The 26,590-nt window shown below is 36.1% G+C and carries 38 protein-coding genes; 5 read left to right on the top strand and 33 right to left on the bottom strand.

The window, feature by feature from the left end; genetic code table 11:
• Positions 1–18 precede the first annotated feature (18 nt).
• Complete coding sequence (locus ABC228_RS11650) at positions 19–714, bottom strand: SRPBCC domain-containing protein (RefSeq protein ID WP_345825311.1); 696 nt, start codon at positions 712–714, stop codon at positions 19–21.
• Positions 707–1,027 (bottom strand): ArsR/SmtB family transcription factor, encoded by a 321-nt coding sequence (locus ABC228_RS11655; protein ID WP_345825312.1) that lies wholly within the window; start codon positions 1,025–1,027, stop codon positions 707–709. The genes ABC228_RS11650 and ABC228_RS11655 overlap by 8 nt, the downstream gene beginning before the upstream one ends.
• Before the next feature lie 170 nt (positions 1,028–1,197).
• Between ABC228_RS11655 and ABC228_RS11660 the strand changes: the two genes are divergently transcribed.
• Positions 1,198–1,626, top strand: coding sequence for a DUF6376 family protein (locus ABC228_RS11660; protein WP_345825313.1), 429 nt, complete (start codon positions 1,198–1,200; stop codon positions 1,624–1,626).
• A 27-nt stretch (positions 1,627–1,653) separates the two neighbouring features.
• Here ABC228_RS11660 and ABC228_RS11665 read toward each other — a convergent pair whose 3' ends face one another.
• From ABC228_RS11665 to ABC228_RS11680, 4 genes are read right to left on the bottom strand one after another with little or no spacing between them, the layout of a single operon-like run.
• Positions 1,654–2,211 (bottom strand): DUF6241 domain-containing protein, encoded by a 558-nt coding sequence (locus tag ABC228_RS11665; RefSeq protein WP_345825314.1) that lies wholly within the window; start codon positions 2,209–2,211, stop codon positions 1,654–1,656.
• A gap of 34 nt (positions 2,212–2,245) precedes the next feature.
• Positions 2,246–2,668: a metallothiol transferase FosB gene (fosB, locus tag ABC228_RS11670; protein ID WP_345825315.1), complete on the bottom strand. Its 423-nt coding sequence runs from the start codon at positions 2,666–2,668 to the stop codon at positions 2,246–2,248.
• Complete coding sequence (locus tag ABC228_RS11675) at positions 2,669–3,151, bottom strand: GNAT family N-acetyltransferase (RefSeq protein ID WP_345825316.1); 483 nt, start codon at positions 3,149–3,151, stop codon at positions 2,669–2,671. It abuts the gene before it with no gap.
• A gap of 22 nt (positions 3,152–3,173) precedes the next feature.
• Positions 3,174–3,692 carry a GNAT family N-acetyltransferase gene (locus ABC228_RS11680; RefSeq protein WP_345825317.1) on the bottom strand — a complete coding sequence of 173 codons (519 nt, stop codon included), beginning with the start codon at positions 3,690–3,692 and terminating at the stop codon, positions 3,174–3,176.
• A 172-nt stretch (positions 3,693–3,864) separates the two neighbouring features.
• Between ABC228_RS11680 and ABC228_RS11685 the strand changes: the two genes are divergently transcribed.
• Entirely contained in the window at positions 3,865–4,605 is a 741-nt protein-coding gene (locus ABC228_RS11685) for a hypothetical protein (RefSeq protein ID WP_345825318.1), read from the top strand.
• A gap of 192 nt (positions 4,606–4,797) precedes the next feature.
• On the opposite strand, the gene ABC228_RS11690 is transcribed toward ABC228_RS11685, so the two are convergent.
• The 8 genes from ABC228_RS11690 to ABC228_RS11725 form a co-directional block, all read right to left on the bottom strand.
• Positions 4,798–5,349 (bottom strand): hypothetical protein, encoded by a 552-nt coding sequence (locus ABC228_RS11690; RefSeq protein ID WP_345825319.1) that lies wholly within the window; start codon positions 5,347–5,349, stop codon positions 4,798–4,800.
• A gap of 259 nt (positions 5,350–5,608) precedes the next feature.
• Positions 5,609–6,394, bottom strand: coding sequence for an AAA family ATPase (locus ABC228_RS11695; RefSeq protein WP_345825320.1), 786 nt, complete (start codon positions 6,392–6,394; stop codon positions 5,609–5,611).
• A gap of 22 nt (positions 6,395–6,416) precedes the next feature.
• On the bottom strand, positions 6,417–7,340 hold the full coding sequence (locus tag ABC228_RS11700) for a phosphotransferase (protein ID WP_345825321.1): 924 nt from the start codon (positions 7,338–7,340) through the stop codon (positions 6,417–6,419).
• Between the two features lie 64 nt (positions 7,341–7,404).
• The gene (locus ABC228_RS11705) at positions 7,405–7,911 is read right to left on the bottom strand and encodes a GNAT family N-acetyltransferase (RefSeq protein WP_345825322.1); all 507 of its coding nucleotides are present in this window, start codon (positions 7,909–7,911) and stop codon (positions 7,405–7,407) included.
• A complete protein-coding gene (locus tag ABC228_RS11710; protein ID WP_345825323.1) occupies positions 7,908–8,510 on the bottom strand; it encodes a zinc dependent phospholipase C family protein in 603 nt (200 codons plus the stop codon). Before ABC228_RS11710 ends, ABC228_RS11705 begins: the two co-directional genes overlap by 4 nt.
• Before the next feature lie 109 nt (positions 8,511–8,619).
• Complete coding sequence (locus ABC228_RS11715; protein ID WP_345825324.1) at positions 8,620–9,408, bottom strand: hypothetical protein; 789 nt, start codon at positions 9,406–9,408, stop codon at positions 8,620–8,622.
• Between the two features lie 17 nt (positions 9,409–9,425).
• The gene (locus tag ABC228_RS11720) at positions 9,426–9,836 is read right to left on the bottom strand and encodes a VOC family protein (RefSeq protein WP_345825325.1); all 411 of its coding nucleotides are present in this window, start codon (positions 9,834–9,836) and stop codon (positions 9,426–9,428) included.
• Positions 9,837–9,857: 21 nt separating this feature from the next.
• Positions 9,858–10,184 carry an HIT family protein gene (locus ABC228_RS11725; protein ID WP_345825326.1) on the bottom strand — a complete coding sequence of 109 codons (327 nt, stop codon included), beginning with the start codon at positions 10,182–10,184 and terminating at the stop codon, positions 9,858–9,860.
• A gap of 110 nt (positions 10,185–10,294) precedes the next feature.
• Between ABC228_RS11725 and ABC228_RS11730 the strand changes: the two genes are divergently transcribed.
• Positions 10,295–10,489, top strand: coding sequence for a DUF4177 domain-containing protein (locus tag ABC228_RS11730; protein ID WP_345825327.1), 195 nt, complete (start codon positions 10,295–10,297; stop codon positions 10,487–10,489).
• Between the two features lie 256 nt (positions 10,490–10,745).
• Here ABC228_RS11730 and ABC228_RS11735 read toward each other — a convergent pair whose 3' ends face one another.
• The 6 genes from ABC228_RS11735 to ABC228_RS11760 form a co-directional block, all read right to left on the bottom strand.
• The gene (locus ABC228_RS11735) at positions 10,746–11,384 is read right to left on the bottom strand and encodes a hypothetical protein (RefSeq protein WP_345825328.1); all 639 of its coding nucleotides are present in this window, start codon (positions 11,382–11,384) and stop codon (positions 10,746–10,748) included.
• Between the two features lie 138 nt (positions 11,385–11,522).
• Positions 11,523–11,750, bottom strand: coding sequence for a FeoB-associated Cys-rich membrane protein (locus tag ABC228_RS11740; RefSeq protein ID WP_345825329.1), 228 nt, complete (start codon positions 11,748–11,750; stop codon positions 11,523–11,525).
• 141 nt (positions 11,751–11,891) lie between these two features.
• Positions 11,892–12,404, bottom strand: a complete 513-nt coding sequence (locus ABC228_RS11745; protein ID WP_345825330.1) for a hypothetical protein — start codon at positions 12,402–12,404, stop codon at positions 11,892–11,894.
• A gap of 368 nt (positions 12,405–12,772) precedes the next feature.
• Positions 12,773–13,534: a MerR family transcriptional regulator gene (locus ABC228_RS11750; RefSeq protein ID WP_345825331.1), complete on the bottom strand. Its 762-nt coding sequence runs from the start codon at positions 13,532–13,534 to the stop codon at positions 12,773–12,775.
• 19 nt (positions 13,535–13,553) lie between these two features.
• Positions 13,554–14,375, bottom strand: coding sequence for a VOC family protein (locus ABC228_RS11755; protein WP_345825332.1), 822 nt, complete (start codon positions 14,373–14,375; stop codon positions 13,554–13,556).
• Between the two features lie 302 nt (positions 14,376–14,677).
• Positions 14,678–15,595, bottom strand: a complete 918-nt coding sequence (locus tag ABC228_RS11760) for a hypothetical protein (RefSeq protein WP_345825333.1) — start codon at positions 15,593–15,595, stop codon at positions 14,678–14,680.
• 194 nt (positions 15,596–15,789) lie between these two features.
• On the opposite strand from ABC228_RS11760, the gene ABC228_RS11765 reads away from it, so the two are divergent.
• A complete protein-coding gene (locus tag ABC228_RS11765; RefSeq protein ID WP_345825334.1) occupies positions 15,790–16,419 on the top strand; it encodes a hypothetical protein in 630 nt (209 codons plus the stop codon).
• 133 nt (positions 16,420–16,552) lie between these two features.
• On the opposite strand, the gene ABC228_RS11770 is transcribed toward ABC228_RS11765, so the two are convergent.
• The 5 genes from ABC228_RS11770 to ABC228_RS11790 all read right to left on the bottom strand — a co-directional run bounded on the left by ABC228_RS11770 (position 16,553) and on the right by ABC228_RS11790 (position 19,400).
• Positions 16,553–17,095: a DUF6944 family repetitive protein gene (locus ABC228_RS11770; protein WP_345825335.1), complete on the bottom strand. Its 543-nt coding sequence runs from the start codon at positions 17,093–17,095 to the stop codon at positions 16,553–16,555.
• Positions 17,096–17,245: 150 nt separating this feature from the next.
• Positions 17,246–17,998 carry a phosphorylase family protein gene (locus ABC228_RS11775; RefSeq protein WP_345825336.1) on the bottom strand — a complete coding sequence of 251 codons (753 nt, stop codon included), beginning with the start codon at positions 17,996–17,998 and terminating at the stop codon, positions 17,246–17,248.
• Between the two features lie 42 nt (positions 17,999–18,040).
• The gene (locus tag ABC228_RS11780; RefSeq protein ID WP_345825337.1) at positions 18,041–18,532 is read right to left on the bottom strand and encodes an NUDIX hydrolase; all 492 of its coding nucleotides are present in this window, start codon (positions 18,530–18,532) and stop codon (positions 18,041–18,043) included.
• A gap of 60 nt (positions 18,533–18,592) precedes the next feature.
• Positions 18,593–19,300, bottom strand: a complete 708-nt coding sequence (locus ABC228_RS11785) for a methyltransferase domain-containing protein (protein WP_345825338.1) — start codon at positions 19,298–19,300, stop codon at positions 18,593–18,595.
• On the bottom strand, positions 19,275–19,400 hold the full coding sequence (locus ABC228_RS11790) for a hypothetical protein (RefSeq protein WP_345825339.1): 126 nt from the start codon (positions 19,398–19,400) through the stop codon (positions 19,275–19,277). Before ABC228_RS11790 ends, ABC228_RS11785 begins: the two co-directional genes overlap by 26 nt.
• A 56-nt stretch (positions 19,401–19,456) precedes the next feature.
• On the opposite strand from ABC228_RS11790, the gene ABC228_RS11795 reads away from it, so the two are divergent.
• A complete protein-coding gene (locus ABC228_RS11795) occupies positions 19,457–20,308 on the top strand; it encodes a glycoside hydrolase domain-containing protein (protein WP_345825340.1) in 852 nt (283 codons plus the stop codon).
• A gap of 209 nt (positions 20,309–20,517) precedes the next feature.
• Here ABC228_RS11795 and ABC228_RS11800 read toward each other — a convergent pair whose 3' ends face one another.
• The 8 genes from ABC228_RS11800 to ABC228_RS11835 all read right to left on the bottom strand — a co-directional run bounded on the left by ABC228_RS11800 (position 20,518) and on the right by ABC228_RS11835 (position 26,576).
• Positions 20,518–21,411: a GNAT family N-acetyltransferase gene (locus ABC228_RS11800; protein ID WP_345825341.1), complete on the bottom strand. Its 894-nt coding sequence runs from the start codon at positions 21,409–21,411 to the stop codon at positions 20,518–20,520.
• A 95-nt stretch (positions 21,412–21,506) separates the two neighbouring features.
• Entirely contained in the window at positions 21,507–22,061 is a 555-nt protein-coding gene (locus ABC228_RS11805; protein WP_345825342.1) for an SLOG family protein, read from the bottom strand.
• A gap of 56 nt (positions 22,062–22,117) precedes the next feature.
• A complete protein-coding gene (locus ABC228_RS11810) occupies positions 22,118–22,567 on the bottom strand; it encodes a CotD family spore coat protein (RefSeq protein ID WP_345825343.1) in 450 nt (149 codons plus the stop codon).
• A 117-nt stretch (positions 22,568–22,684) separates the two neighbouring features.
• Positions 22,685–23,242, bottom strand: coding sequence for a hypothetical protein (locus ABC228_RS11815; protein WP_345825344.1), 558 nt, complete (start codon positions 23,240–23,242; stop codon positions 22,685–22,687).
• Positions 23,243–23,350: 108 nt separating this feature from the next.
• A complete protein-coding gene (locus ABC228_RS11820; RefSeq protein WP_345825345.1) occupies positions 23,351–24,124 on the bottom strand; it encodes an ABC transporter permease in 774 nt (257 codons plus the stop codon).
• Positions 24,102–25,088, bottom strand: a complete 987-nt coding sequence (locus tag ABC228_RS11825) for an ABC transporter ATP-binding protein (RefSeq protein ID WP_345825346.1) — start codon at positions 25,086–25,088, stop codon at positions 24,102–24,104. The genes ABC228_RS11820 and ABC228_RS11825 overlap by 23 nt, the downstream gene beginning before the upstream one ends.
• A gap of 112 nt (positions 25,089–25,200) precedes the next feature.
• Positions 25,201–25,779: a DUF4269 domain-containing protein gene (locus ABC228_RS11830; RefSeq protein WP_345825347.1), complete on the bottom strand. Its 579-nt coding sequence runs from the start codon at positions 25,777–25,779 to the stop codon at positions 25,201–25,203.
• A gap of 11 nt (positions 25,780–25,790) precedes the next feature.
• The gene (locus tag ABC228_RS11835) at positions 25,791–26,576 is read right to left on the bottom strand and encodes an MBL fold metallo-hydrolase (protein WP_345825348.1); all 786 of its coding nucleotides are present in this window, start codon (positions 26,574–26,576) and stop codon (positions 25,791–25,793) included.
• Positions 26,577–26,590 lie beyond the last annotated feature (14 nt).

Below are 26,590 nucleotides of genomic sequence, written 5' to 3' on the forward strand. Positions count from 1 at the left end.
GCATCCTTTCATTCTTTATTAATATGACACGGGATATTGCTCTACGACACAATTTAATTGCTGCTTCTGCTGGTTTCTTTGAACCTCTATAGTAACTGTATTACCAATGCTCTTCTCATTCAGGCTTCTTTCAAAGGATTCATATCCATCTATCTTTTCGCCATCCAATTCCGTTATCACATCATTGGATAGTATACCTGCTTTTGCCGCTGTTGAACCTTCTTTTACTTGTAAGACCCTTGTGCCTTCTCCATTGTATGTAGTATGAGCGATACCAATCCAAGTTCTCCACAGATTTACACGATTATCTTTACCTGTTTCATAGACACTTTTTAGGTTCTCTAAAAATTGACCAGTACCGAATAGCATATTTTCTTTGGCAGCTGCTTGCATTTTCCCAATATAGGAGGCTTGATATACAATACTTACTTTAATTCCTTCTTCTACTTCCTCCAACGTGGTAATGGTTGTAAAATCACCATCTTCCCCCTGTAAAACAAAGTAGTGCATTGCATCTATTTCTGTGTATACCCCCTCTGTTTCGGCACCCCAACCATGATTCATATAACCTCTTCCACCTACACGAAAATCAATTTGAGCATCCTTTGTATACCATTTGTTTAGGTGCTCTGGCTTTGTAAGCGTATCCCAAACCTTCTCAAGTGATGCATTCACAACAATTTCTCTTTGTACAGAATCCTTCACGTCATTCATCTCGAATCTCTCCTTTTTCCACATAATCTTTTAGACTTGCGAGCTGATTATCTAGTAGATCTCCGATGTATTGAAGCATTTCGTTGTAGGCAATTTGTAGCGAATCCAAATTTAATCGATAGATTCGATATTTACCTTGGAACTCTTGTGCAATAATCTTCTCCTCCAGAAGAATTGCTAAATGCTTCTTAATTGCAGGCTGGGAGATAGCAAACGCCTCCACTATCTCCTTTTGTGTTTTGTTTCCTCTTTTTAGCATGCTAAGTATACGCCGTCGCGTTGGATCACCTAATGCACGATAAATATCTGGCATTGTTATCCCTCAATTCTTATATAACCAATTGGTTATATATAATATAACCATAAGTAAATACGATGTCAACATTATTCTGAAAAAAAACGCAACTTCCTTACAGACAGTAACATAATTGCGTGTTATTCTATGTGTGAGTCTCAATTTTTTAATTAAAAAGGAGCTATTAAATGAAAAAAACAATACGTGTTTTTCTAGTCACAACCATCATTTTTTTGTCCGGATGTGCATTATTTGAAGAAACACAAAACACAATTAATTACGCAAATGAAGCAACGGAATATTTCAATAAACTTAGCACGTTTGCTGATGAAACCGCTAGTTTGGCTAACGGTGAGGTTAATACAGAAGCACTAGAAGAAAAGTTAACTTCATTAGAGCAAACCATTACCGAATTTAATCATATCGAGGTTCCAGAACTAGCTGAAGGAATTCATCAAGATATTCTTACCAATAATGAAATACTGCTTGAAAAAATAAACAATCTACAAGAAGATGGCCAGCTAGCTATTGAAGAACTACAAAACGCTGAGATTTTTCAAACAATCGATAGTATTACGAGCTTTATGGATCAAATCGAACAATTAGGATTAGAGTAATCAAAAACCACTTCAAACGAAGTGGTTTTAATTTGTTTGGCTATCTATGTAAGCTTGTTCTTCTTCAGGACTAAGCACCCCTGTTGCTTTCCCAATACTTCCACCTTGCAGCTCCCAAATTGCATTATGATCATCAGCAGCAGTTGCAAAATTACCCTGATACCATTTTTCTAATATTCTTCGATACAATTCCTCATGACGAAGTTCTACTTCTTCCAAACCATTTAGCAACCATTCAATACGATCCGGATGTATTCCATAGAATCCCCACTTCTCACTTGCCTTCACCTTTTGATGAGACATACCATGAATATATTCCTGATAGATAGCGTCTGTTAGTTCACTTTCCACTACAGAATGTCCAAATGGATTTAAGTTTTGCTCTTGAAATACTGCTAAATCTTCTTCTGAGACATTGCCCTGCAATAATTCACGTTGATCAACTAATCCACTTAGCTCCTCCTGTGTGCCTTCGTGATTGGATTCTTCGGCCTTTTCACCGTTCAACCAACTGATAAATATCCACCCACCATAACCTAAGACAATTACCGTCAAAGCAACCAAGACAATTAATACTTTCTTCATCATTACCTCCCACTTAGGTAATATATGTCCACTACTAATCAAAAAATTCCATATGATGTTTATCTTGTTTGTAATAATTTAATCTATCAACAAGGGTACCCGTATGAAACTCAAATTTATGGCCATCAGGATCAGTGAAATAGATCGACTTTTTATCCTTCACATCTCGTTCTCGTCCAGGCACTATCGTAACATTTAATTGTTCTAACTTCCTACAATAATAATAAAAATCCTTTTCATCAATTGAAAAAGCGATATGTGTATAAGAACTGTGAATCTCATTTCTCGGTATCGTTTTTTCTTCATTTAGTGCCAGCCACAATCCATTAATGTCCAAGTATGCTGTTGTTCTTCCCTTCACCAACAACTTTGCATCAAACACTTTTTGATAAAATGCTATTGAGACATCTAAATCTGACACAGAGAACAGTATATGATTAATACCACCCAACTTCATTCACACACCTACCTCGTTTTCCATTTTCATCGTAATAAATTTTGTATCGCCTTTTAAGAATTCCCCCTGCTTTACGAAATGAAATTTCTCATAGAGCCGAATCGCACGCTTATTAAATTCAGCCACGGTCAAACGGATTCCACCCTTATAGCATTGTTTGATTTCCGCTAAAACAAAGTGAAAAAAATCAGTTCCTAGTCCCTTTCCAGTTAAGTCTGGTCTCATCCCAAGCCCTATATCCAAACAATTTTCGCGATATGCATGAACGAGGTCACCAGCTGGAACTTGAGCTGATTTTCCCGTACAGTAAAACCCAATGATGTGATGGTTGCCAGCTAAGATGACATGGTAGCTTCCATTAGTCATCTCTAATAATGCATCACCTGACAATACATTATTATAAAAGTCATATGGTTTACTGTACTTCCAGCTAAGAATCTCAACTGCGTGTTTTTCTGTCATGCTTCTATTAGTCCATTCCATGTTTCCCCTCAATTCTGTTAGCCTAGTTTTTCTCTTCCGTAAGAAATAGCGTCATATATTCCTCATCAAAATACACATTTTTAATCTTCAATGCTTTTTCCTCAACACCATATGTGTTAAAGCCAAATTTCACGTATAGCTCTTTAGCTCTTCTATTAATCGATACGACTCCTAGGTTTATTTTCTTAATTCCTTCTATTTCTCTTGCTTGACTAATCGCTGCTTCTAAGAGTGCTTTGCCAATCCCATTACCTCTATGTCCTGGAGTCACGTACATAGCAAATATAGTAGCCTTATGCTTTAATTTTTCCTTACCTTCAGGAATTAACGTCACCATCCCTATTAACACACCATCCTTAAATGCACCGTAGGTATAGCTTTTATTTTCTTGAAAATTTCTTCTATATTCCGCTACTAAATTCGGCTTTCTAATTAACTCCTCATAGCTTGAAGAAAAAGCTTCTGGATTTTCTTGTAAGGCTTCAATTCGAAGCCTCGAATATTCCTCGGCATCCGCTGGATTCAGTAATCTAATCATCATATGAATTCCCCCGAATTCTACTAGTTCTACTACGAATAACTAGTTTAAAAAGATTCTATATTCTATTGTTTTCTTATTTACACTTATTCCACATTATCTATAAAACTCCTTTATTTATCACTTGAAAAGAAACGTATGTTCGTGTACAATATCCAAAAAGGGGTGGAAAATATTGTTAATAGATGTTGTTCTCGAAAATAATTCAACCTATAAACCACATTACTATAATGAACTTTGGAAGAAACTGATTGAAGAAATGTTCGAGGAATTTATTGTGTTTTTTGCACCTAATTTACAAGAAGTTATTGATTTTACAAAACCTCCCGTATTTCTTCAGCATAGCGAACTAGAACCAATTTTTTCTAAAGATAATTTACAAACTGCTACCGTTCACATCTTAAAAGCACCTTTACGTAATCAGACAGAAAAGTGGCTATTCATTCATATCCCAAACCGAGAAATGTCTTTAGACGACTTTAGAAAAAGTATGTTCCAGTATTTTTACAGTGTTTTTGACCACTTTAACCAAGAAGTCTATGGAATCGCATTACTAACAAATCGAAATACTCATCCGAGGCAGAATTACTATTCCTATCATTATTACGGAACGAGTCTTACCTACACCTATCATGTTGTTAATTTCCTAGAACTAAATGTGAATCGATTACAAAAATCTTCAAACCCTTTTGCAATTGTAGTACTAGCCGAGTTATTTAATAATAAGACGAAACTTCATGATAAGCGACGTTATAGTATCAAACGTGACCTATTAATCTCGGTTTACCAGCGTTTCACAGCAGGAAAATCTGGGGTGAATTCTATGTTATTACTTCACTTCATCGACCATTTACTTATAATTCCTAAAGCGTATCAAGAAACATTGGAAAAAGAGCTAATTCATTACAGAAAGTGAAACGTAATAAGCGGAGTTACTCATAAATAATTTCCAGGATTTTTAGAAGCTTTACCGAAACCATAAATTTAGATAACCTGCCCATTGGAATAATTTACTAAGCCAAGTGTCTGGAGCGATTGGTTCAGGATTTTTGGGTTATGAACAAATAAATATCGTGAAGACCCTTTTGATCGTGATCAAAAGGGTCTTCTAATTTGGTTTACTAAATACAATATTTCCTTCTTGGTCAACAATATCGAAGCTAATCGTATAAGAGTTGGTAACTTGTTCTGGTACGATATCGACAAAGATATGTTTATTATTTATTTCAACCTTATTCTCATATAAACGGTCTCCTTGTTGATTATGAACCTTATAAACAACCTGTTCAGCTCCTGGGTGATGAAAGATACTTCCCCATACTAAGTGCAATGGATTATCAGAATCCTTATCAATTGTATCTACCGTGATAAATTCAGACTTTCTACCAATATCAACCGATATCGAATAATCATTATCGGTTTCTCTTAAGTCATATCGATTAAAACGGTTCTTCTCGTACGTACTACGACATAAGACAAATTCGTTATTTTCATCTTTTGTTAAAAATATAACGACACCAATGTCATCATTTCGATATAGGATTTCTGGTTTGTCATAGTCCCCATAAGCACTTGAACTGATTGCATCTTGTAGCGTTTGTGCTGAACAACCCGCCAAAACAATAATCAATAGTAACAATACTGCTAAACACTTTTTCATGTTTTCCTCCCTGATAATCAGGACCTAATATGCCCACTTAGTTATAACGAATGATGTACAATAATTTTTACTTGCTACATCATATAATAGAAAAATAAGTAAATTTGGATACAGTTCAGAGGGAATTTTAATATTTTTTTAATAATGGAGACTGTCACATGTTAAAAAATCACCTTATATATATAGACGAATAAAACCCTAATAAAGTTTCAAATAATTGGAAATCAATTAAAAAAAGTCCCTAATAAGGGACTGTATATCAATTTAAATGCCGTAAAAAACGTTCTGGACTACTCAAGAAATCTCTGGTCAGCTTAACGTGTTCAACATCACCATAACTTTTTCGTTGTAATACATCATCTTCTATCACAAATATTTCGGCATTGGGTAAAGCCATTAGTATAGGTGAATGTGTCGCAATAATAAATTGACCATTTTCTTCTACCATTTCATTAATCATAGACATTAACGTAAGCTGTTTTAATGGTGACAATGGAGCCTCAGGCTCATCAAGTAAGTATAATCCATTTGGCTGGAATCTGGCCTGGAACAAATCCAAAAAGCTTTCACCATGCGACCGAACCTCTAGACCTTCTCCATAAAAATGGTTTAAATCGTGAAGTGTACTTGCATAAGGAAGAACCTCAAGACTGTTTGGGTCTCTTTCTCGTATTTCTTTTAGTTTTTGCTTTGACTCTTCTTTAATTGCTGCAAGCCTGTTGGTAAAATTAATAAAATCATTTGCACGAAAAAAGAAGCCCTTTTTCGTCTTGATGGTCCAGGTTAACTTTAACTCGTTACCAAGCTTTCGTGCAGGTGTCAAGCTAGGATCATTCTCGAGGTTCTCGCCACCGATTAAAATGCTGCCGATATTAGTTGCTAGTGCTTCCAAAAAAGTTGATTTTCCAGTTCCATTTTCACCTACTAAAATCGTAACCGGATAGCGAAAATGCATTTCTTTAAACTGTTGAATAAACGGCAAATTAAATGGATATTCATGATTACTTTGTTTGTTTCGTTTGGCGACAGACTTAAGGTGAATCATGGAAATATACTTCCTTTCCTGTTTAATCTAGTTTATAGCCAGAACTATCATACAATAGGTTAAGCAAGCTAATAAACAACTGTTTCTGCGCCGGATTCTGCCAATCTTCTTCAACCTCTGCCATTAACCACATCACCTCATCTAAAAACACGTGCTCTAATGCATGTATCCACAATGATTTTTCCTTATCTGTTAGAGTCACATAAGTCTGATAGCCAGATAGGAACAATCGCCATTCTTTTGGCGAGAAAGTCCGATATGGTGCATCCTTATGCTCATTATGAAAGAGTAACAAAGCCAATGCTAAGTCAAAGATTCGTGGAATCCAGGTTGCATTATCTGGATCTATTAAATATGGCTCTGGTGTATAAATTAAGTTGTTGGCCTTATAATCATGTGGGGTTGCTACATGTATTAATCCTGCTTCCTGCAAATCAGATTGCCGTTGAACACTTTCAAGCAGCTTCCCTTGTAACAGTTCACACTCAACCAATACGCCTTCAGCCTTTGCTAGCTTATCAATAGAAGAAACACTCTCTTCAACCTCTTCTTGATTAAAATCATATACATCATATTCTGGCAACTCATATACATTTGCGTTAGGAGACAACTGATGAATTCTCCCTAAAAATTTACCTGCTTCATAGATTTCTTCTTCTTTACCAGAATAAAGCTTTCCTTCAATAAATGGATAGACAATAAAATTAGTATCATCGATTTGCTGTGGATTTTTTGCTTTTAATGGAACTGGTGTCACCACATTGACTTCTTGCTTTTTTAACATGGATGTATAAGCTAATAAGCTATCTACTTTTCTTTGTGTTCGTTTAACAATAAGGTCTTGTTTATCAATCCTCACTCGATAGACTGGTGAAAATGCGTATATACTTGTTGGTTCCTCATTTAGTTCAAATCCAAATCGATGTAAAATCAATTTCCCGTTCATCAATATTCCCCTTAACTATACTTTATAGCCTTAATTTTTTTGTGGCTACATGTTTATTTTTTTATTAAAGTTCCTTGCCCATAATAAGATAGGCTTCCTGTTGCTGGGTTGGAAAGAAGTCATCCTTCACAACTTCCCAGTTAAGCTGTTTGTAGAGGCCCAGAGCAGGAATATTATTCTTTTGGGTTGTTAGTATAGCTGTTTGACACGTTACCTGTTCCATAAGTGACTGAACCAACCTCTGCCCAAGTCTCTGTCTTCTTATGGAAGGGTGAACAGCTAATTCAACCAATTCAAAGCAATCTTCTAACCAGAGCCTCTGTTCAGAAACACTTAATTGTTGGCATAACAGTTCATGATAATATTGGCCTTTTACGGAAGCATACCCATATACAAAGCCCATCACTTCTGCCCCCTGACTAGCCAATATTCCAATAAAGCCTGGATACGTAAAATGTCTTTTAATTCGTTGTACAAATTCAACTCCATTAACATTCCAAACATGGTTATATAGCGAATTAACGCGATGTAATACATCTTCTTCCATGATTAATGGTGTTAAGCCAATCATGTTATACCTGCCTCTTTCATCCTCATCAATCCAATCTCAATAGAGGTTTCCAAATAACCGATTATCTGTTGAAACGAAAACACTTGTAAGCTATCATTTAGTGTTTCCTTTTTATAATTAAAATCACCTTTTACATACGGTACAAACCCCACAACATCCCTTACCTTCACCTCATCTAAATCATGGATTGTATTAAAGTTTACATTCTCAAGGATATCTTTACTTATCTGATAGTGATGAAGCAACTTACCATTTAATAGCCTAAAATCCTGATGATACTTTTCATAAAGATTATTATCAGCATTCATTCTATTTTTTAACCAACCTAAATAGAATCCCTTCAGCCATACATAATCTGCAATCAGATGTGTGTAATACCCTAGTACGTAATCTGACTTCTGATGATAGTTATGAATAAATTTCTCGTAAGCTATCGTTCTCGTATATCGTTCAGTATCTCCTTCAAAATAATGCGATTTTTCTTTTGGCGAAACAGCATCTGGTGCAATTCCACCGAGTAAGAAGGCATTCTTATCCTGAATAGAAAACTGTTCTGCAATTTGCTTTGCAATAATTAAATGCATGATTCTTGACCCCATGTCCTACTCCTCTTCACTACGTGTTTTTTGTTTTTGATAAGTTATTAATGTTGGTTCCATTGGCAATGGTATGGACTTTAGTACTTCCATTGCATATTCACTAGTGGTATCAAATTCTCCTTCTAATAAGGAATATCCATGCCTTCTTGCAAATGCTATTCACTAATTGCGTAACCGTCTTCATTTCTCCACAACAGGACGATCCACACCAACCAAGTTCAATAGTTTTCGGCTTATCTGACTCATGAAGAAGGGAAAAAGCGACAATATCATCACCTTTTTCATCTAAGCAAACATAGCTTCCTAGCATTATGGTATCTTCAGCGAAAATCATTTTTCTCCATGTAGCCAATTCAAGCTCTGCAACAGGGTTTATAAGATGTGTTTGTTCATAGACGCTTTTCACTAAGTTAATAAGCTTTTGCACTAAATTGGGATTTGTTGAAATACCATCTAATGACATAATTAACCTATTTTCTGGCAACTCGATTCCCTCAGCATGACAAAGCGAAACTAGCACCGATGGTAAATAGGTCTTTCGCGCAACTTGATAGCTATTCGTTGCATAATAACGATCCAAATAGGTGTTTTCCATGACTACGGTTTGAAGAGGATATTCATCTTCATGAAGGTTTTCTTCCATTTCCGTTATCAGTTCGTCTACTAGATTTGTATATTCTGGATGATGGATAACTCGAAAGTAAGTGCAATGTGGATGAAAACTACTCTTCCAAGCAACGATTAGCCCTATCATTTCATTCTGGTGAAAGGCTGAATACGCGTACTTATAAGGTTGATTTACAATATTTATTTCATCCGTTTCTAAAGAACTTACTGAAATAAGCTGCTTTAATTTTTCTACTTGTTCTTGATTATATTCTTTCATGATAATTGTCATCGTCTTTTCTCCAAGCGTTAAATTCCGTTCGTGTTCATCAAAACCACCCGCCAGCCATCCGGATCCTCAATCGTTACTCCTCTATTCTTCCAATACGGATTCTCTGGTTCCACCTCAGGGTAGCCCATACCCTCCAACCTATCCTTAAGCTTATCAATTTCTTCTCTACTAGGAATATAGAATACTAGTAGATTGTCTTTGGTTGGCGCTGGACAAGGGGTACCGTCAACATGCTCTGTAAATTCCAAGTGATATGGGGCTTCGGGTAATCCATAAATGACTCCATTGTATCCTGCATGTCCAGGTCCACCAAAATCAGTCAGCCGTTTTAACCCAAGTCCAATCTCATAAAAATCTATTACTTGACTAAATTTATCTGTCGGTCTTGCAATTCGAACCTGAACAACAGAATATTCCTTGAACTCCATCCCACATTCCTCCTAAGTAGATTAAGCGCTGTCACCAGAAACAATATGCCAATGTAAATGCTTCGATTCCTGATAAGCACCTAAATTCGTCATAACCCTACAAGCACCATATTTATTTTCCACTTCACTAGCTACAATCTGAATTACTTCTATTAGCTCATGTAATATTTCCATGTCATGAGTATCGATTTTAGTTAGAGAAGGAATATGTTTCTTCGGTATAGCAACTATATGCACCTCATAAAACGGGCGAGTATGATAATAAGCTAAAACATTCTCTGTTTCATAAACTTTCTTAACAGCTGTCTTCCCACTTAATACCTCATCACAATAAAAATCGTTTGTCATTCAACTCACTCCCTTTATAATAAAGTAAATATTATAAACATTATAACATCCATAATATGGTAGTATAGTATTAATTAGAAAAGATTATTATTAGCTATGGAGGGAATAAATTGACAAAGTGGGAATATGCAGTTGAAACTTGGACATTAGCCATCACCTCTGCTGATCGCCAGGAGTTTGAAGAAAAATTAAATGATTTTGGAAAGGAAGGCTGGGAATTGGTCAATATCATCCCTCAGGTTGGGGGAATGGGTGGTACTACATCCGTTGAATTTAATCAACTAGTCTTTAAAAGAAAGCTGTAGAAAATATCATTTATACAGCATATAGTCTAACGATAAAAAAACACCTTCGTAAGAGAATTTCTTACGTAAGGTGTTTATGTTATGTCAGATAACCTATCTTTCATTATAGTAGTTTCATTACATAGAGGACCTCTATTGAAAATTGGATAGGTATTCAGATACTTTATCAGGTACTTTAAAGCTTAATTTCGTATTTGGTCAACTCCTACACTATTACTAGACTTATCGTAAAAGAATGCTCCTTTTTACACCATTTTCATTCCTCAGGAGGTAATGTATAGGTAACCTCTCCTTGTGCATTTAGAAATTCAATTCTTGGAACATCTTGTTGATCAACCACCATTCTAATACGCTGCCTTCCTTTAGAATCCATTAGTTGCACAGCAACATCCCCATTGGCATCCTTACCAAAAAATGCCCGCTGAGTGTTTCCTTGATAAATCTTTCTCAACTCTTCATGCTTACGTTCTTCATTTAAATCAGAACTTGTAATTTCATGTTGCCTTTCAATAATTTCTGGCATAGGAGTATTTGGTCTATCATATAAATAAAAGCCATATTCTCGTTGACCATTTTCTTCCTCGTATTGCACTTGAACCACTTGGTCTTGTCTGTATTGGTCAAACGTTAAGGAAGCCCCCGCATATACATTACCTGCCTCATCTTCTTGACTCCCATAAATAAGACCACCACATTCTTCACCTTTTCCATTGTAGAACATAATGCCAGCAATCGGGTCATCTTGTCTATGCCCAGGTAAAATATCCTTCCCATCCATCATTAGTGGTGGGATATTTTCTTGATTAAATAATGTCATTTTAACCTTTCCATCTTTATCCACAATATTTAGTTTTTCTACGTCAAGTTGCGTATACCGTTCTTTGCTATTCGTCATATTCTTCTCTCCTTAGCTAATCTAGTATTCACCTCACAAAATCATAATACCATATTATCCCAACTATTTTTTAAAATATCTGAATTATAAAAACAAAAATAAGAGAGTGACATTGTTATCACTCTCCCTCGTCTTATGCTAAGGCAGTTTTTTATATTCTTTATAAAAATTACGTCCAGTAAAGAAAAGTATTGCAATAATGAGTAAACCAACAATTAACATACTTAGCATGTTTGGTTCCCCAAAAATAAATTCCAAAACATCTGCGAAAGATGAAACGCCTAGCAAATCTAATAATGTTGATAAAATATATGATCCAAATAAAAAACTAACAATAAAATAAAAAACATATTTTTTTCTAGTCATACAAGAACTCCTTCGTATAAATTTATCCTGTATTTTTTAAAAAGAGAAGCTTATTCTAGTCAATAATTTTCTATTTCTATTGTCGCTACCTTCGATTACCTATTATCCAAGCTTTAAATATGTAAAATGATGGGTGTTAGTCTACAAGAAACCCATTCGGTTGACAGTATCTAAACTACTCATAAATTTACGTAAAGAGATTATGTCATCTTTCGAATGTGTTAAGGGTGGTAAACCACGGAAAACATCAATTAAATTATATAGTTTGCCAGCATTTCCACCTATAAATGCCCCAGAAACGTGCTTCTGATCATCCTTCTCTAATATAACTAATATTCCAACCTCAAGAATTGTTTCCACATCATCAATACTTAATGTTACATCTTTTTGCTTCTTCATCGCAAAGTCTATTCCATTAATATTTTCTACTTCTCCTTCGAGTACAGATAGGATTGATTTCTTATAAATACCATACACACCACAAATTTTTTCTCTCTTGGGTATATACGGATCCTGAAGGTGATATTGTATGTCCGGATGATCCATTGGAATAGGTATCGCTTGTAGCTCTTCTATAAAGAAGTCCTTAACACGATGAATATTCCAAGCAGGGTACGTTTTCCGAAAAAATCTATAGGTTTCGTAATCATTCATATCTCTTTTCCCCTTATCTGATAATGCCAAATAGATTATCAGTTCCGAAACAAATATTGAAATTACTCTGTATAATTTTATTATAGAACCTTTAGTATTATATTTCTAGACTACTCCGTTGTGAAAATTCTATCATTTACAACTATTCCATTTCTATCCAAAAAACCATTATAAAGAAATATCAAAATGAAAGTAGAAATAAACTAATCCGATAATGCTCCACTTTGACTTCCAGATTATTTCCCGCTCTATAACCATTGATATTCTATGCCAACCCTTGCATCAAATACCAACTTAATATTCCGAAAACACCAGTCTAATTAACAAAAAGAAAAAGCGATAATTTATCGCTTTTTCTCTTTCATTACTTATGTCACAAGTGGAATTAAATAATCAAAAGTCTCGGCACTTAAGTTAGAATATCTCTCTAGCTTCGTCCCTGCAGGTTGAAAGCCGTAACGAATTACAACCTGTATGTACGAAAAGCAAAGGAACGCATCATCGGCTTTACATTCTTGTAGTACAGCAAATAGCGTCGGTGGAACTACTTCAAATCGAAAGCTTTCATCGTTCATTTTTTGAATAGTTTTGATAGCCTCAAATCCTATCTCACCTATTATTTTCTCATCAGTAATCGTGTCAGTTTTGATATATACCTGATTGGAGCATTCTATTCCATGCTTTTCTAGATGATCCTTTGCACTCCTGAAATACGCATGGAAAGGGTGTGGTTTTCTCTCCACTTCAAACCGCTGCCAAACAAGATGCTTCTCTTTCTCCCATTTTGATAGTAACAGCGTTTGAGGATTTTCCACATTGATACCACCAATATATTTTTGAGCAGCAAGAAGAACCTCCATTCTTCTGTCCAAATCCACTTTCCATGTTTGAAGTATCCTTTTCTTCTCCTGTTCATTGACTGTACAATATAGCTTAATATCCTGTATCGGAATATCAGCCTGTCTAAGCGAATCAATCATTTTTGCTAAATGTATTTGTTCTACCGAATACGCTCTATAGCCATTATCCAATCGGACTGATGGTTCTAATAGTCCCTTCTTATCATAGAATCTTAGTTTACTAGGTGGTAGACCTGTCTTATTGGAAAAGTCCTTTATGGTAAGATACATAATAATTTATCCATTTATATTATTTATACGACCAAATATTTATTCGGTTGTTATCTGGATCATAGATATGAAATCCACCCCAGCCGTTTATTGGATCGCCTGCAATTTCTGAGGGTTTTATTCCGTTACGAATCAATTTATTATATTCCTCAAAGAACACAGCAGGTCTAATATCAAAATATGTTCTAGCATGATTATCATTCGGTTTTTCAGCTGGACGATTTGAGCCCTTGATCAGCCATATATAATCCCAAAATTGTTCGTCCAACGCATTTCTATCATACGCATCTTCTGTCCTCATATGTGCATAGCCTTCTTCTATATTTAAGTCGACTACTTCAAACCCAAGATTCTTTACATACCATTCAGCAGAAGCCTTTGGGTCTTCAACATGGATAATGGTATTGACGCTCCCGAAGCCAATTATTCCAGAAGCCGGGTATTCATTATTATCATCTTTTCTATCTTCTTCTACAATTGTTAGCTTCGTGTCATGAAATGCATAAATATCACAATATCTCTGACCATTCGGTAGTAAGCTAATTTCAGTAGCATTTACCTGTTTGTTCCTTAAATAGTTTAAGGTATTTTCAAGATCATATGTAACAAATACTAGCTTCGTGTTACCCTCGTTCTCAGATACTTGTAAGTGTTCATACTCTCCTTCAAAAGATTTAATGGTGACCATCCCAGATCTTGGTAGTTTCATAAACCCTTTTCTACCAACCCAAGTTGTAATTTTGTCAACACATTCCCAGCCCAAAACTTCCTGATACCATTTCACACCATCATCAAACGATTCCGGTGCAACCATGATAAATCCTCCATCCCAACGATACATATTACTCACTCCTTTATTATTTTTACATTTTAAAGATAAAGGTTAAACCTAGTTTAATGTCAATGCTTTTATAAAACTTTTTTTAAATCTTAGATTTTTAGCTATTTACTCGAACACTAAGGTAAACATTACACTAAAAACGACAATCATTCTAAAAAAATAATATCATAAAGAACTATAAAAATTCTGAATAAATTTCCAGCCATAAAAAAAGAGCCATTATCCTATGACTCCATCTTTATTTAATAATTGTGATGAATAACATTAATTGAATTATATAAACACTAACTCTTACTTACTGATTACCTAGCCATTTTGGCAATAATAGAGTAGGCATACTGAGTCCACCATAGTAGAAGAGTCGCCAGCACGAAGTAAACAATTGTATATATCCAAAATGGTATTTCGACCACCAATATACCGAAGTAATACAAAGGCATATCAATTCCAAAAACCAAAATTGGGGCAAGAAAACGCCAATGAGGCTTTCGAATGATGATAACTGCTACCGTAAAAATTAACCCTTTTAATAACCCCATGATGGCTGAGATAAAGATGTTATCACGATAAATATTTTCGAAAACCCCGAATTCATAATAGCGTATAAAAGTAATGGACATGATATACATTACCGTACTTGCACCACCCCACGCTTGCATCCACAACATTAAAAATTGGGACCACTTCGCTCCAGACTGAATGGCACGCACCCAGAACTTGGTAACCATGAAGAATAACAACACAAAAACGAATGTATATCCTTTCCTCCACCAATTTGTGTGATAAATAGCTAACCACTCAAATAACCATTCTATTCCCACTAGAGTTCCTACAAAAAGTACAAGCCAACGTAGTCGAAGCTGATAAACAGCAGCTACTAAACCCAAGACAGGAATAACAAATAGATTGGAGACAATTGCGCCTAGTATATTATTATAATATTGGACTGAAAGTATGTTTGGATAATATACATAGCAATTTCCGATTACCATGACTAGAAATTCGGCAACATACACCAATCCAGAAAATCCTAAAAAAAGAACAATTAGTCCAAACTGACGTTTCGAAAATATAACAAAAATCAATATGATTATACTGACTATTGTAAGAATCAAATAAGGGATATAGTTGGGCATTACAATGACTACCTTTTTTTCTTTATCATTCCTCAGAATAGCTAGGATATTCATCCCCATACTACATCGTTTCACTATTTTCATTAGACTCCAACTTTTCTAGTAAAAAAGCTTTTGGTCTTCACATGATTAAAATGATAATTTTTTGTTAAATTATGTTAAAATAAGTAGATATTGAAAAGAAGTATAGTAAAATTGTGAGGGGAATCCATCCAACAAGTAGGTAGACTTTAAAAACATTTTCTTAAATAGCAATAATGAAAGGTATGGTCTAACATATGAAAAAGATAACAATAATGATCTATTTGAGTATTGTCTTTATCTTAGTAGGGTGCAGTACAAATGAAGAATCTACTAACGGTTCTCCAATAGAGTCGACCAGTCAAGATAAGTCTGAAATAGACAATAACAATTCAGCAAGTACCTCCGAGGAATCTGAAAACAATAATACAGATATTACCTCATCCGAGAATAGCGATTTAAATGTAGATGATGAGGAAGACAAAGATTCATTGTCCCAGTATTCAAGTGAACAAATTGAATACGCTAGAGTTTGGTTGCAGCTTGGACCAAATCAAGAAATAGATGAACTGTATGTGAATCATATTTCTGCCGGAGAATTAATTAATCCAAATGACGACACCAGCGCCACTTATCCTGAAGATGTTATTCAATTATCAGGTTCACGATTAGTTGATGGGTCCGTAACATATAGTGGTAATGGAGATGGAACAATTAATGTATACAATGTTCCTTTACGCTGGGATGGAATCCCCCCTGAAGAGTTAGAGGAAGGTGTCATGCGCAAGGAAACAGAAAAGATTATTGAAAATACAGAGTCAGTATATATTGATCCAGCAGATGATGAAGATGTTATAAGATTAATCGAACTGCAAAATAATCATTAACATGTTCGTTATTAACGCTATTAATAGGTTGAGGGTTGTAATTTCACCCCAGCCTTTTTTGTTGTAATTCGTTTGGTATCAAGAGAATTAGCTGTTCCCTTCACCCAAAGAAGGCAACATCTACAAAACTCCCTTAACTATTTTTACTTTGAACCAAGGCTTGTAGAACGGCTCCACTAGCCTGGATCCACCCCCCTACAAGATTCAAATTTCCCTGTTCTTTTCCTTGAAGCTTAAGGATTCCTGCCATTGCCTGAAGGGAGTTTCCGATGGCTTGTAGAATAGATCCTACATCAAGCAAGAGGTTTTCTTTGTAAGAGCTCTTATCATCAACTGAGATATCAAAAGGGGACAATAGATTACCTAAGGTTTGAAGTAAATTACCTTTTATTTCTAATTCTGTTTCTCTTTTCTCGTCCGACATTATTAAAATACCTGAAACGACTGTTAAGTTCCCAATCGATTGGATTATGTTTCCTATCTTCTCGAAATCAAGAGTATTATCACTATCCGCTAATAGTGCATTTCCAGTTGCTTGCATGACATTACCAGTTATGGATAAATTCGTTTGTAGCTCTTCACTTAATTTACGTGAGGGCGTATTACTTATGGCATCAATAACAGTACCGATTGCCTGAACCCAAGAGCCCAGTAATTCTTCTAAGTAATTGTTCATTGGTTCTATCACCCTTCAGCAAGACGTTTGTGCATCTTATTCAAGGGATAAGTTAATGGTAACGGTAAGCAACTATAACCTTTGCTATTCCAACCTGACTTCCATATAGGTAGATTATTTTACGTTTTTTTAAAAATGTACTATTAATAATCAGAACTTTAATGATGCTAAATACAATGATAACTCTCGAATTCTTCTATCAGTTTCCGCTTCGATAACCCTTATTTCCTCTGTTGCCGTATAAAATGTATCACCTTGTAAAATATGATCAGACAAGTTCAGAAGTCCAACTGCTTTTCGATTAAACTTCTTTGCAATAGCAAATGTAGTTGCTGTTTCCATATCAACTCCAATATGCCCATCTTCTGACCAACGTTTCACTAATTCGGTTGTTTCCATTAGCATAGCACTGGTAGAGAAAACAGAACCCGTTACATATCGGTAGCCTTTTTCTTCACAATAATCGATAGCTGCTTGCACGAATCCCGAATCTGCATAAACCATTGTTTCTCCTGGGAAGTACCATTGTGAAACACCATCCTCCATATATGCACCAGTAACAATGAAAATATCACCGTACTGAACATGATGAGATAGACCACCAAAATAACCAGTTTGGATAAATTTATCGGTTCCTAAAACAGCATATCGGTGAGCTATGATGGATGCATGAGGTCCTCCAAATACATTTGAAAACCCAATTTTTTGTTGACTGTACTCACCGATTACTGTATTCCAAGTTGGATGCCATTGATCTGCTTGTAATAGATTTTTCCATAATTCTAAGTTGTCCTCATGCTCCCATTCACCATGTAGGATAAAGGTATTTGGAATATTCTTTTCTTCTATTCCCAAAGCGTTCATCCAGTCTTCTTTTGTAAACTCTCCATAAAGTTTCATCATGCTCCCCCTAGGTTAAGACTCTATTTTTGTTCGTGTTACGTCTTAAACAGCTTCCTTTTTCATAGCATACTCTAGCAGTGCTTGATAAATGGTATCCCAATTTTTATAGTTTTCAATTTCATATGGCTCAATAAATTCACGTTTGCTAGACTCATACTCAGCATCAAAGTTATGTAACTGTTTAATATCCATTCGATAGAATGCTTGGTAACCAACAAGTGGATATGGACTATCCTTTCTCCAATTTGGGTTCTCGTGATGGCTTACTTCAACACATCCTAAAAAGCTACAATCACCTTCTACATATCCTTCTTCCATCGCTTCTCTCTTAAAAGCTTCTTCCGGTGTTTCATTTGGTTCAATGTGCCCACCTGGAAAGTCCCAACCACGATGATTCAAATCAACGATCAATAGTTTTCCATTCCAAAAACAGAATCCGTGTGCACTTGTCATCAACTCTCTTGGACCTAGATAATCTTGCTTCCAGGTTAGTTTCACTCTTGCCTCTCCCCAAGTAACATATGTAGATACCAAGTTTATCAACTCCGAAACAATTATTTTATATATATAGAATCTATTAGAACTAAATAGCTATCATTTCCTTACGACAAAGGTAATTGCATTTGTCTTTAATGCAATCTTTCTACCATTTCTAGTTATTTGATATTCTAAAGGTTTTACCATATGCTTTAACACAGTCCAATTAGTAAACAATCTGAGCAAGATAGTATTCATTTCTTCTGTTTTTAGATTAATTTCTGTGTTAACTTCCAAACGATCACCGGTTTCCATATCAACCTCTTCTAAGGATGAATTTACAATTAAGCAATTAATTCCACCTTTTTTGGTTCCTTCAATCATCTCCGTTAATTTATTCTGTAACACTGCTTCAGACTCGACATGTTCTAAACTTGACACCGCAACAATTAAATCATATGTATTTCTTCCAATGTTAAAGCTTTCAATAGTAGACTTTTCCACCTTAATAATGGAAGTTAATCCAAATTCGCTGCTATAGCAAGTTAATTTTGCTATCGCTGAGTCTAACATATCGACACAGACAACTTCCCCTTTCATATCTTTTTCAAGAATCATATTAGCAATTGGTATGCTATTGCGTCCTACTCCACTGCCTAAATCAAGCACTCGAAGCGTTTCATAGCTAGTAAAGTAAGGTAACTGATCAAGTACCGTTTGTACAGGTTTATGCAACCACGATCCTGCAGCAAATAATTTATAGTTATCATAGCAATAATCATGATATGCTTTCTCTTCCTTACGAATATTCATAATTCGCTCCATTATAATCTTCCTTCTCCAATGTCATTACTTTAAAATTCGACAAATCCTCCGATTTTCCTGCTTCTAATCGTTTGTGCAAATAAGCCCTCTGTGCCCACACCTATTCCTCCCTCCCGAAATAAACTGCTATAGGGGTTGAAGGGAGGTTTGACCATCATGAAGAAATACGAACTTTTCACCTTAGTTAGTTTAGCTCTTGTGATTGCCATCCCTATTCTGTTCAACATATTCCAGAATAACCAAGACCAGACTGAATCCAGTGACCCCACTACAGAGGAACAAGAAAACAATAAGGAAAATGCTAATCAAGACAATAAAGATGCTGAAAATGGTGGCAACAAGGAAGAATCTGACAAAGAAAACAGCAATGCTAAAATTCATTGGGGTGTAGATTCAGCAAGTTATACGGATGAAGAATTTCTCGGATGTGTTGTTGATAACTATGGTAAACCAGTTGTCTGGGGAAGGTATTTAGGTGATAAAGAGGATGTATCTACTGGCCTTGACTCCGCCGAAGTAAAACGTCTGCATGACAACAATATACAGATTCTCATTATTTATAATCACGTGGAAGATGCACGAGGACATGATAACGGAGTGGACCACGCAAATCAAGCAATCTCTATGGCTGAAGAGCTTGGCGTCCCAGAAGGTGTGGCAATATTTGTTGATATTGAACCAAGTTATCCAGTAGATGTAGCATTCATGGAAGGATGGTATGAAACACTAGCAGATTCTAACTACGAATCAGGTGTTTATGGCGTGTTCGATGAAGAAAGCGATATATTAAATGCCTACAAATCAATGGAACAAAGTATTCAAGAAAACACCATTGTATGGACTGCATTCCCTCAAGTAGAAATCACTACAAAAGAAAACGCACCAGAATACAATTCTCAAGGACCAAAGAACTCCAAACTATATGGCTGGCAATATGCTATTGAAGGTGAAGCATGCAATATTGATACAAACTTATTCAAAGGGCAAATGCTAGACTATTTATGGTAGATTAATAGAGAGTGGGCGAAGTACTTTTGTGCAAATGCCCACTCTTTTGGTTTTTGTTGGTGTGACTGTGGAGGGTTTAGCTTCTAGCATGAGAACTTTAGCTTTTGACGTCGGGACTTTAGCTTCTTCTCTCATTCTTCAGCTTCTCCACTTAAAGCTCAAATCCTCCTCTCCCAACAAAAAAACAGCCCCCATCGAGGCTGGTATTATCATTCACTCACTTTATTCTTCTGCAAAGATGGTGGGCAAGCGTAGTTATAGGCTTTTATCTTCTTATTAATCTCTTTAACGAGTTTGCGTCTTTCTTTCCCATCCAGTTCTACTAGCATTTCCTTCATTGTGTCAATCTCATTGGCAAGCTCAACCCATGCAGGAAGGACATGGTTATCCTTTAGCGTTTTATACATTTGTGCTTCTGATGAATTTACATAGCTAGGTCCAAGACTTAATGGTTTTCCTTTTCCTGGTAGATTAGAAAAATCACCTGATGCTTCTGATCGCTTGATAATCTCTGTCATATGGTCTGTATATTGGACGGGCTCTTCTAGTTGTTTCCTTTTACGGATCCAATCCGGTTTTATGATGGATAGGACGTTGGCATCTTGTGATTTCTGATGCTGATACAAATAGCCTCTAAGCTTCCCCTCTTGCTTGAATCCAGACTTCTCTAGTAACTGATTGGAGGCCGTATTAGCCGGAAATGTTACAGCTCCAATTCGATAGATACCCAACTCTTGAAAGCAGTATTCTAATACACGATCTAATGCTTCTGTTAAGATTCCTTTTCGCCAGTGATTGGGGTGGAGTTCAAAACCAACCTCTGCTCGTTTTTGATGGGAAACATAATTATGTATACCGATAGTACCAATAAAATCATCGGTTTCTTTTAACATAATTCCCCAACGTATTCCTCGTTTATCTTTAAAAATTGTCTGAAAAGAATTAATTAGTTCAGCCGCTTCCTCTACAGATTGCAAGCTTTCTCTACCGTAGTATTTTGTAACATCGTCGAGTGATAAAATATTGAAAAACGCTTCGTCATAACCATGGTCAATTTTAACTAATCTTAATCGTCTCGTAAATAATAGTGGAAAATTCTCCAATTGATTTCCCCTCTTCCATGAACAATATTATGCTGTTAGGTTAACTATATACGAGTTCGCAAAAGGAAAACCCTTCAAACTGTGACAATTAATAGTCAATTCCAATAATCGGGATCGCCCATACGTAATTCCTCGACCATTTCATCTAAATCAGAAGGTGTAATCAAATAAATTGGGTAGTCCTTCGCCGTATTTTTTGCTTCCTCATAAAAGAAGCGGTTACTTCCCGGATATTCATCATCTAATAAAATTAAACATGCATCGCTTTTTTCAATAAGCCATTTATTCTTTGCTTTAAATTGATAAGGACCTTTGTAATCTCCGGTATAAAGTGGCTGATAGAAGTCTACAACCATCGTTACTTCTTCATACTTCATCTTCAATTCCTCCGGCCAGCGATTCTCTTGGTTTTCAAACGGTGGAATAATCGCAATCTGAATATCGTATTCTTCCTTTAAATCAAGGGCTACTTCTGCTGCCCATAGCTCGACACCCATTTGGCCAGAAATTAGAATCCATTCTAATCCCTCTTCAATAAATCCAATCAGCTTTTTTTCAATAGCTGCTTTAATAAAGGCAATTTTGGGATCAGTCTCTTTAAAAATATTTATTTCCATTGGTTTATAACCAGTTACTGCGAGTACTTTCATATGTAAGCACATCCTTCAAAATATAAAGAGCTGACTATTGCCAGCTCTTTATCATGTTAACACCATTTATTTGGTTTTTTCCAGTTCTGAGGTCCAGCTCCCATACCTGGATTCATCGGTCCCATGCCTGGGTCCATTGCTCCTGCTACCTGACCAGGATTACCTGGGTTCCCTGGATTTCCTGGGTTGTTTCCCCAGCCTGGTAATCCTGCGCCAGGATCCATCGCTCCTGCTACTTGACCTGGTGCAGTACCTGGTCCCATTCCAGGGCCTGCAGGTACATTGAATGCTCCTCCAAATTGATTGACACTATTTACTGTATTTACGACAGATGTTGAATGAGGGTATACGTGTTGGTTTTTAATTAAATGATGATTCATTACGGTTGTATGAGAAGGATGCACGTGTTGTATCGTTTCTTCAGAGCAACAATGTACAACATCTTGTTTTGTAGGATAAACAATTTGCTTCGGGCGTCCACAATGTGGTCTGTGATGATGTCCCATTTAAAATCCCCTTTCTTGTGATAAGTTCACTAATAACCTATGACAGCTGACGGATAGTTGCATCAGACAGCTACCTATTTTCGGGGAATTCGCTGATATTTTTTCTAGGGTACATCCCTATGGCAGTTTCTTCTTTAGGCGATAAACCGCCACAACGGTTAATAGGACAATTATACCAATACCGATCCACATTACCAAAACGATTCCATTGGGGAAAATTCTTCTGACCTCGTTAGATAAATCAATATCCCTAGATGGAGCCATTCCTTGTCCTAATAGCTCCAAATCTTCACCTGCTGATTGAATCACTGATGTTCGATCACAAATCCCAGTTGAGTAATAGTCTCCATATTCATTCATACCTCTAGCATACACCAAATATTCTTGACCAGTCTTAAATTCAAAACCACAATCGCCACCACCCATTCCCGTTTTAATAATGGTTTGGGATTCTTCAAACCCCTTCCAGATTTCTTTTACGTTAAACAGTACTTTTTTTGAATAATTCACATCATTCATTTCCATGACTTTCCCTCGGAAAACCACGCTTGAACGCTCTAACTCATCCTGTACCGACTGTGGCTCTACACAAGAACAGGCATAGGTTGGTAACGGAATCAGTAAAATTGTCATCGTGATTAGCGAGACACTAATCAAAAGTCGAACTAGCTTCATGTGTTGTTCGCCCCCTTTATCCATTAGACGCGCTAACACTATAAAATGATTCACATATAAAGAGTATAAAAAAGTGGCACCAGAAAACCAGTACCACTTTACCCTGTTTTAATAATGAGCAAGTAAACCTTTCTTCATGGCGAAGCGTTCACAACGTAAGAAAACCAGTAACCCTATCGCAAAATAAAACACAGCATTAAATAGTAATATCGCGATATCTCCCATCGTAAATTCACTTAGGGTGACACCATTTATCATCACTTCACGTACCATATCGATCCCTTTTACAAATGGGAAGAAAGCTAAAAATGGTGCGACCGATAATGGAACAAATGTTAATCCTGCAAGAATAAATTGAAGTATTTGTAAGAATGCCTGAATTTGTTTTAAAATCATTGTGAATCCTGCAATGATTAATCCAAGCCCAAACATACTAATCAGTGTCAATATTAATATCGGTAATATCGATAGTACATCAACATTCAACCATTGCCCTGCTGTTAGCATACTTACATATAATAAGAACACAATGATTATGAATTCAATTATGGTTGAAGACAGCAATCGTGACAACATGATTTTCCAAATACCAATTGGCGACATTCCGAGCTGCTCTAAAGTACCCTGTGTTGCTTCATTTGTAATTTGCCAGCCTATATCATTGACAACGACCATCGCTAAGAACCAGAATATATAATTGACTATTACGTATTGAATATTAGTATCCTGTGAGCTGGGATCGCCGATTAAAGAAATCCCCGCAAACATTCCTAAGAAAAGCACGTAGAAGGTAATAAGCATGGCAATCGTATTTGGTAAATAGCGTTTTAATAGAATGTATTCTCTTCGAATATTGGCATTAAACACGTTCAGGAAGCGCATATTCGTTTTCCCCCTTTACAATCTTCATAAAGACCTGTTCGAAATTAATTGTTTTACGATCAATCGTATCCACTGGGATTTGCTCTAGTTTCAGTACATCAAATAAATCATAAATTGCTTCACTCTTTGTAAGGTCGACTTCCAGCATGGATTGATACGTATCAGGGGTGTAAACGAGCTGAGGGAATTTTTGAAGTAGTGTATCATGTTGTTCTTTACTCAAATGCCCACCAAGCTTAATGGAATAAGCACGAACCTCAAATAGCTTTAACAAGTTTTCCACACGATCATCGGTAACTATTTTTCCATTATTAATAATAACAGTGCGTTCACATAAGTCCTCAATAACATCCATATCATGTGAAGTAATAATAATGGTTTTCTTTTGCTCTCTCACGATATCGCGCAGTATCTCACGGACTTCATAGCCAGTTTCAATATCTATACCAAGTGTCGGTTCATCCAATAAGATAACCTCTGTATTTGCAAGCATTGCAACAGCAATTGCCAGCTTTTGCTGCATACCTCTCGACAATCGATTGACTAGTTCATTTTCCTTATCCTGCAAGTGAAACTGTTCAAGTAATTCATCAATTTGTGCGGAAACCTCTTTACGTGATTTCCCTCGATTACCTGCAAAATACTCTAAGTTCTCACGTACGGTTAATCGCCAATACAAGTTTCGGTTTCCTTCTAATACTGCACTAATATGCTCACGAGCTCTTAGGCGTTTTTTCTGATTATCTGTGTTATTTATCAAGATTGAACCACTATCCGGAACAACTAATCCACAAATCATCTTAATCGTGGTAGTTTTACCAGCACCATTAGGTCCTAGGAGACCTAGTATCTCTCCTTTATTTACCGTAAATGAAATATCATCAACAGCAGTTATGTACGCTTTGGTCTTACGTTTCTTATAAGACTTTTTAAGATTTTTCACCTCAACAACAGGCTGTGTCACTCGTCTCATCCCCTTTATCATTTCTATTTGTAGTATAAAAAACATCACTAGGTCATTCTACGGCCCTTGGGTTGAAAATGTTTCAGTCTTGAGACGGATAACACAAAAATTGTTACTGCTGCTTAGTGTTAGGAAAGCTTTCTAGGATTCCAATTCCTTTTACGAGCTTTAATTGTTTCCCATACTCGATTAATTTTTGATAAGGGTCATTACCATTTATCCCGAGCACCATACAAAAAGCAGGCTCGGTTTTCATACCTTCCTGCTTTAACGCGATAACTTTTTCTTTGATGGATGGATTATGTTTGAGAAGCGTATGCTCTATTACCATATGAATATAAGCGTTTTGTTCCGTTACAGGTAAAGCCTGCCCAAATAATTCAAATTCAAAATCCAGAAAAAGAAAATTAGCTTTTACGACATGATTTCCTCTGATCATCTTCTCTTTTAGTCTAAATCCTTCCTTGTTCTGATACAGCCTCATAACATCTTTTTTAAAGTGATCAAAATCTTCTACCTCCATAATAATATCAAGATCTGATCCTTCAACATCAATTTCTAGCGGCATGGTACCACATAGGGTTGGATGATAAGCTGCCAAAGCTTCCATAATTTCTAATTTCTGAATGGCGTGATATGCAGCCTGTTGTCTCACATTTCCAATCCTTAGCACTTGCATGGAATCAAACAAGGAATCCCCCCTTAAAATTTCAACGAAATTGTTTTAAATTCATGCAACCCTGTTCCGTGTCTAATAACGTCCTTCCGCCGTAGCTCATATACAGCATCCTGGACATCGAAAAGAATACTTGGATCTAATCCTAAGGTGTTATGGGATCCATATACTTTACGGACTTGTAAAAAGGAAATCCTCTCTAAAGAACTTACTAATTCCTCTGGATCTGTCGTTGGATAAAAAGCATAAATTGGCGTATCCGTATATAATAAATCTCCAGTGAATAAATACTCCCGATCATTGTCTAAAATACAGATGTGTCCAGGAGAATGTCCAGGTGTATGGAAAATCGTTAACAAGCGATTTCCTAAATCAATTAGGTCACCATCAGACAAAAGCTCTGTTGGTTTTCCTTTAAATGGCACATATGTATTTGGATCAAATTCTTTTGGAGTTGGTATTGTAATATCTCTGCTGATATCTTTTCGGATTTGTTCCAAAGGTAAGCCTTTGATTCCATTCAGTAGCCAATCCGCTTCTGCTTGATGTACTAGAATGGTTTCAAATTTCCCATGACTGCCGATATGATCTGCGTGAACATGTGTTGTAATCACTACAATCGGTAAATCGGTAAGCTGATCGGTAATCCGCTTCATGTTATCAATTCCTAAGCCCGTATCGATTAACGCAGCTCTTTCTTCCCCAATCAATAAAAACGAGTGGACCTTTTCCCAATGTCCATATTCACTAATGGCATAGGTTGTTGAATCAATTTGCTCAACCGTAAACCACGAATCCTTTATTACCGCCATTTCATTTCCTCCTC

The organism is Ornithinibacillus xuwenensis (assembly GCF_039614845.1).
Classification (GTDB): Bacteria; Bacillota; Bacilli; order Bacillales; family Amphibacillaceae; genus Ornithinibacillus; species Ornithinibacillus xuwenensis.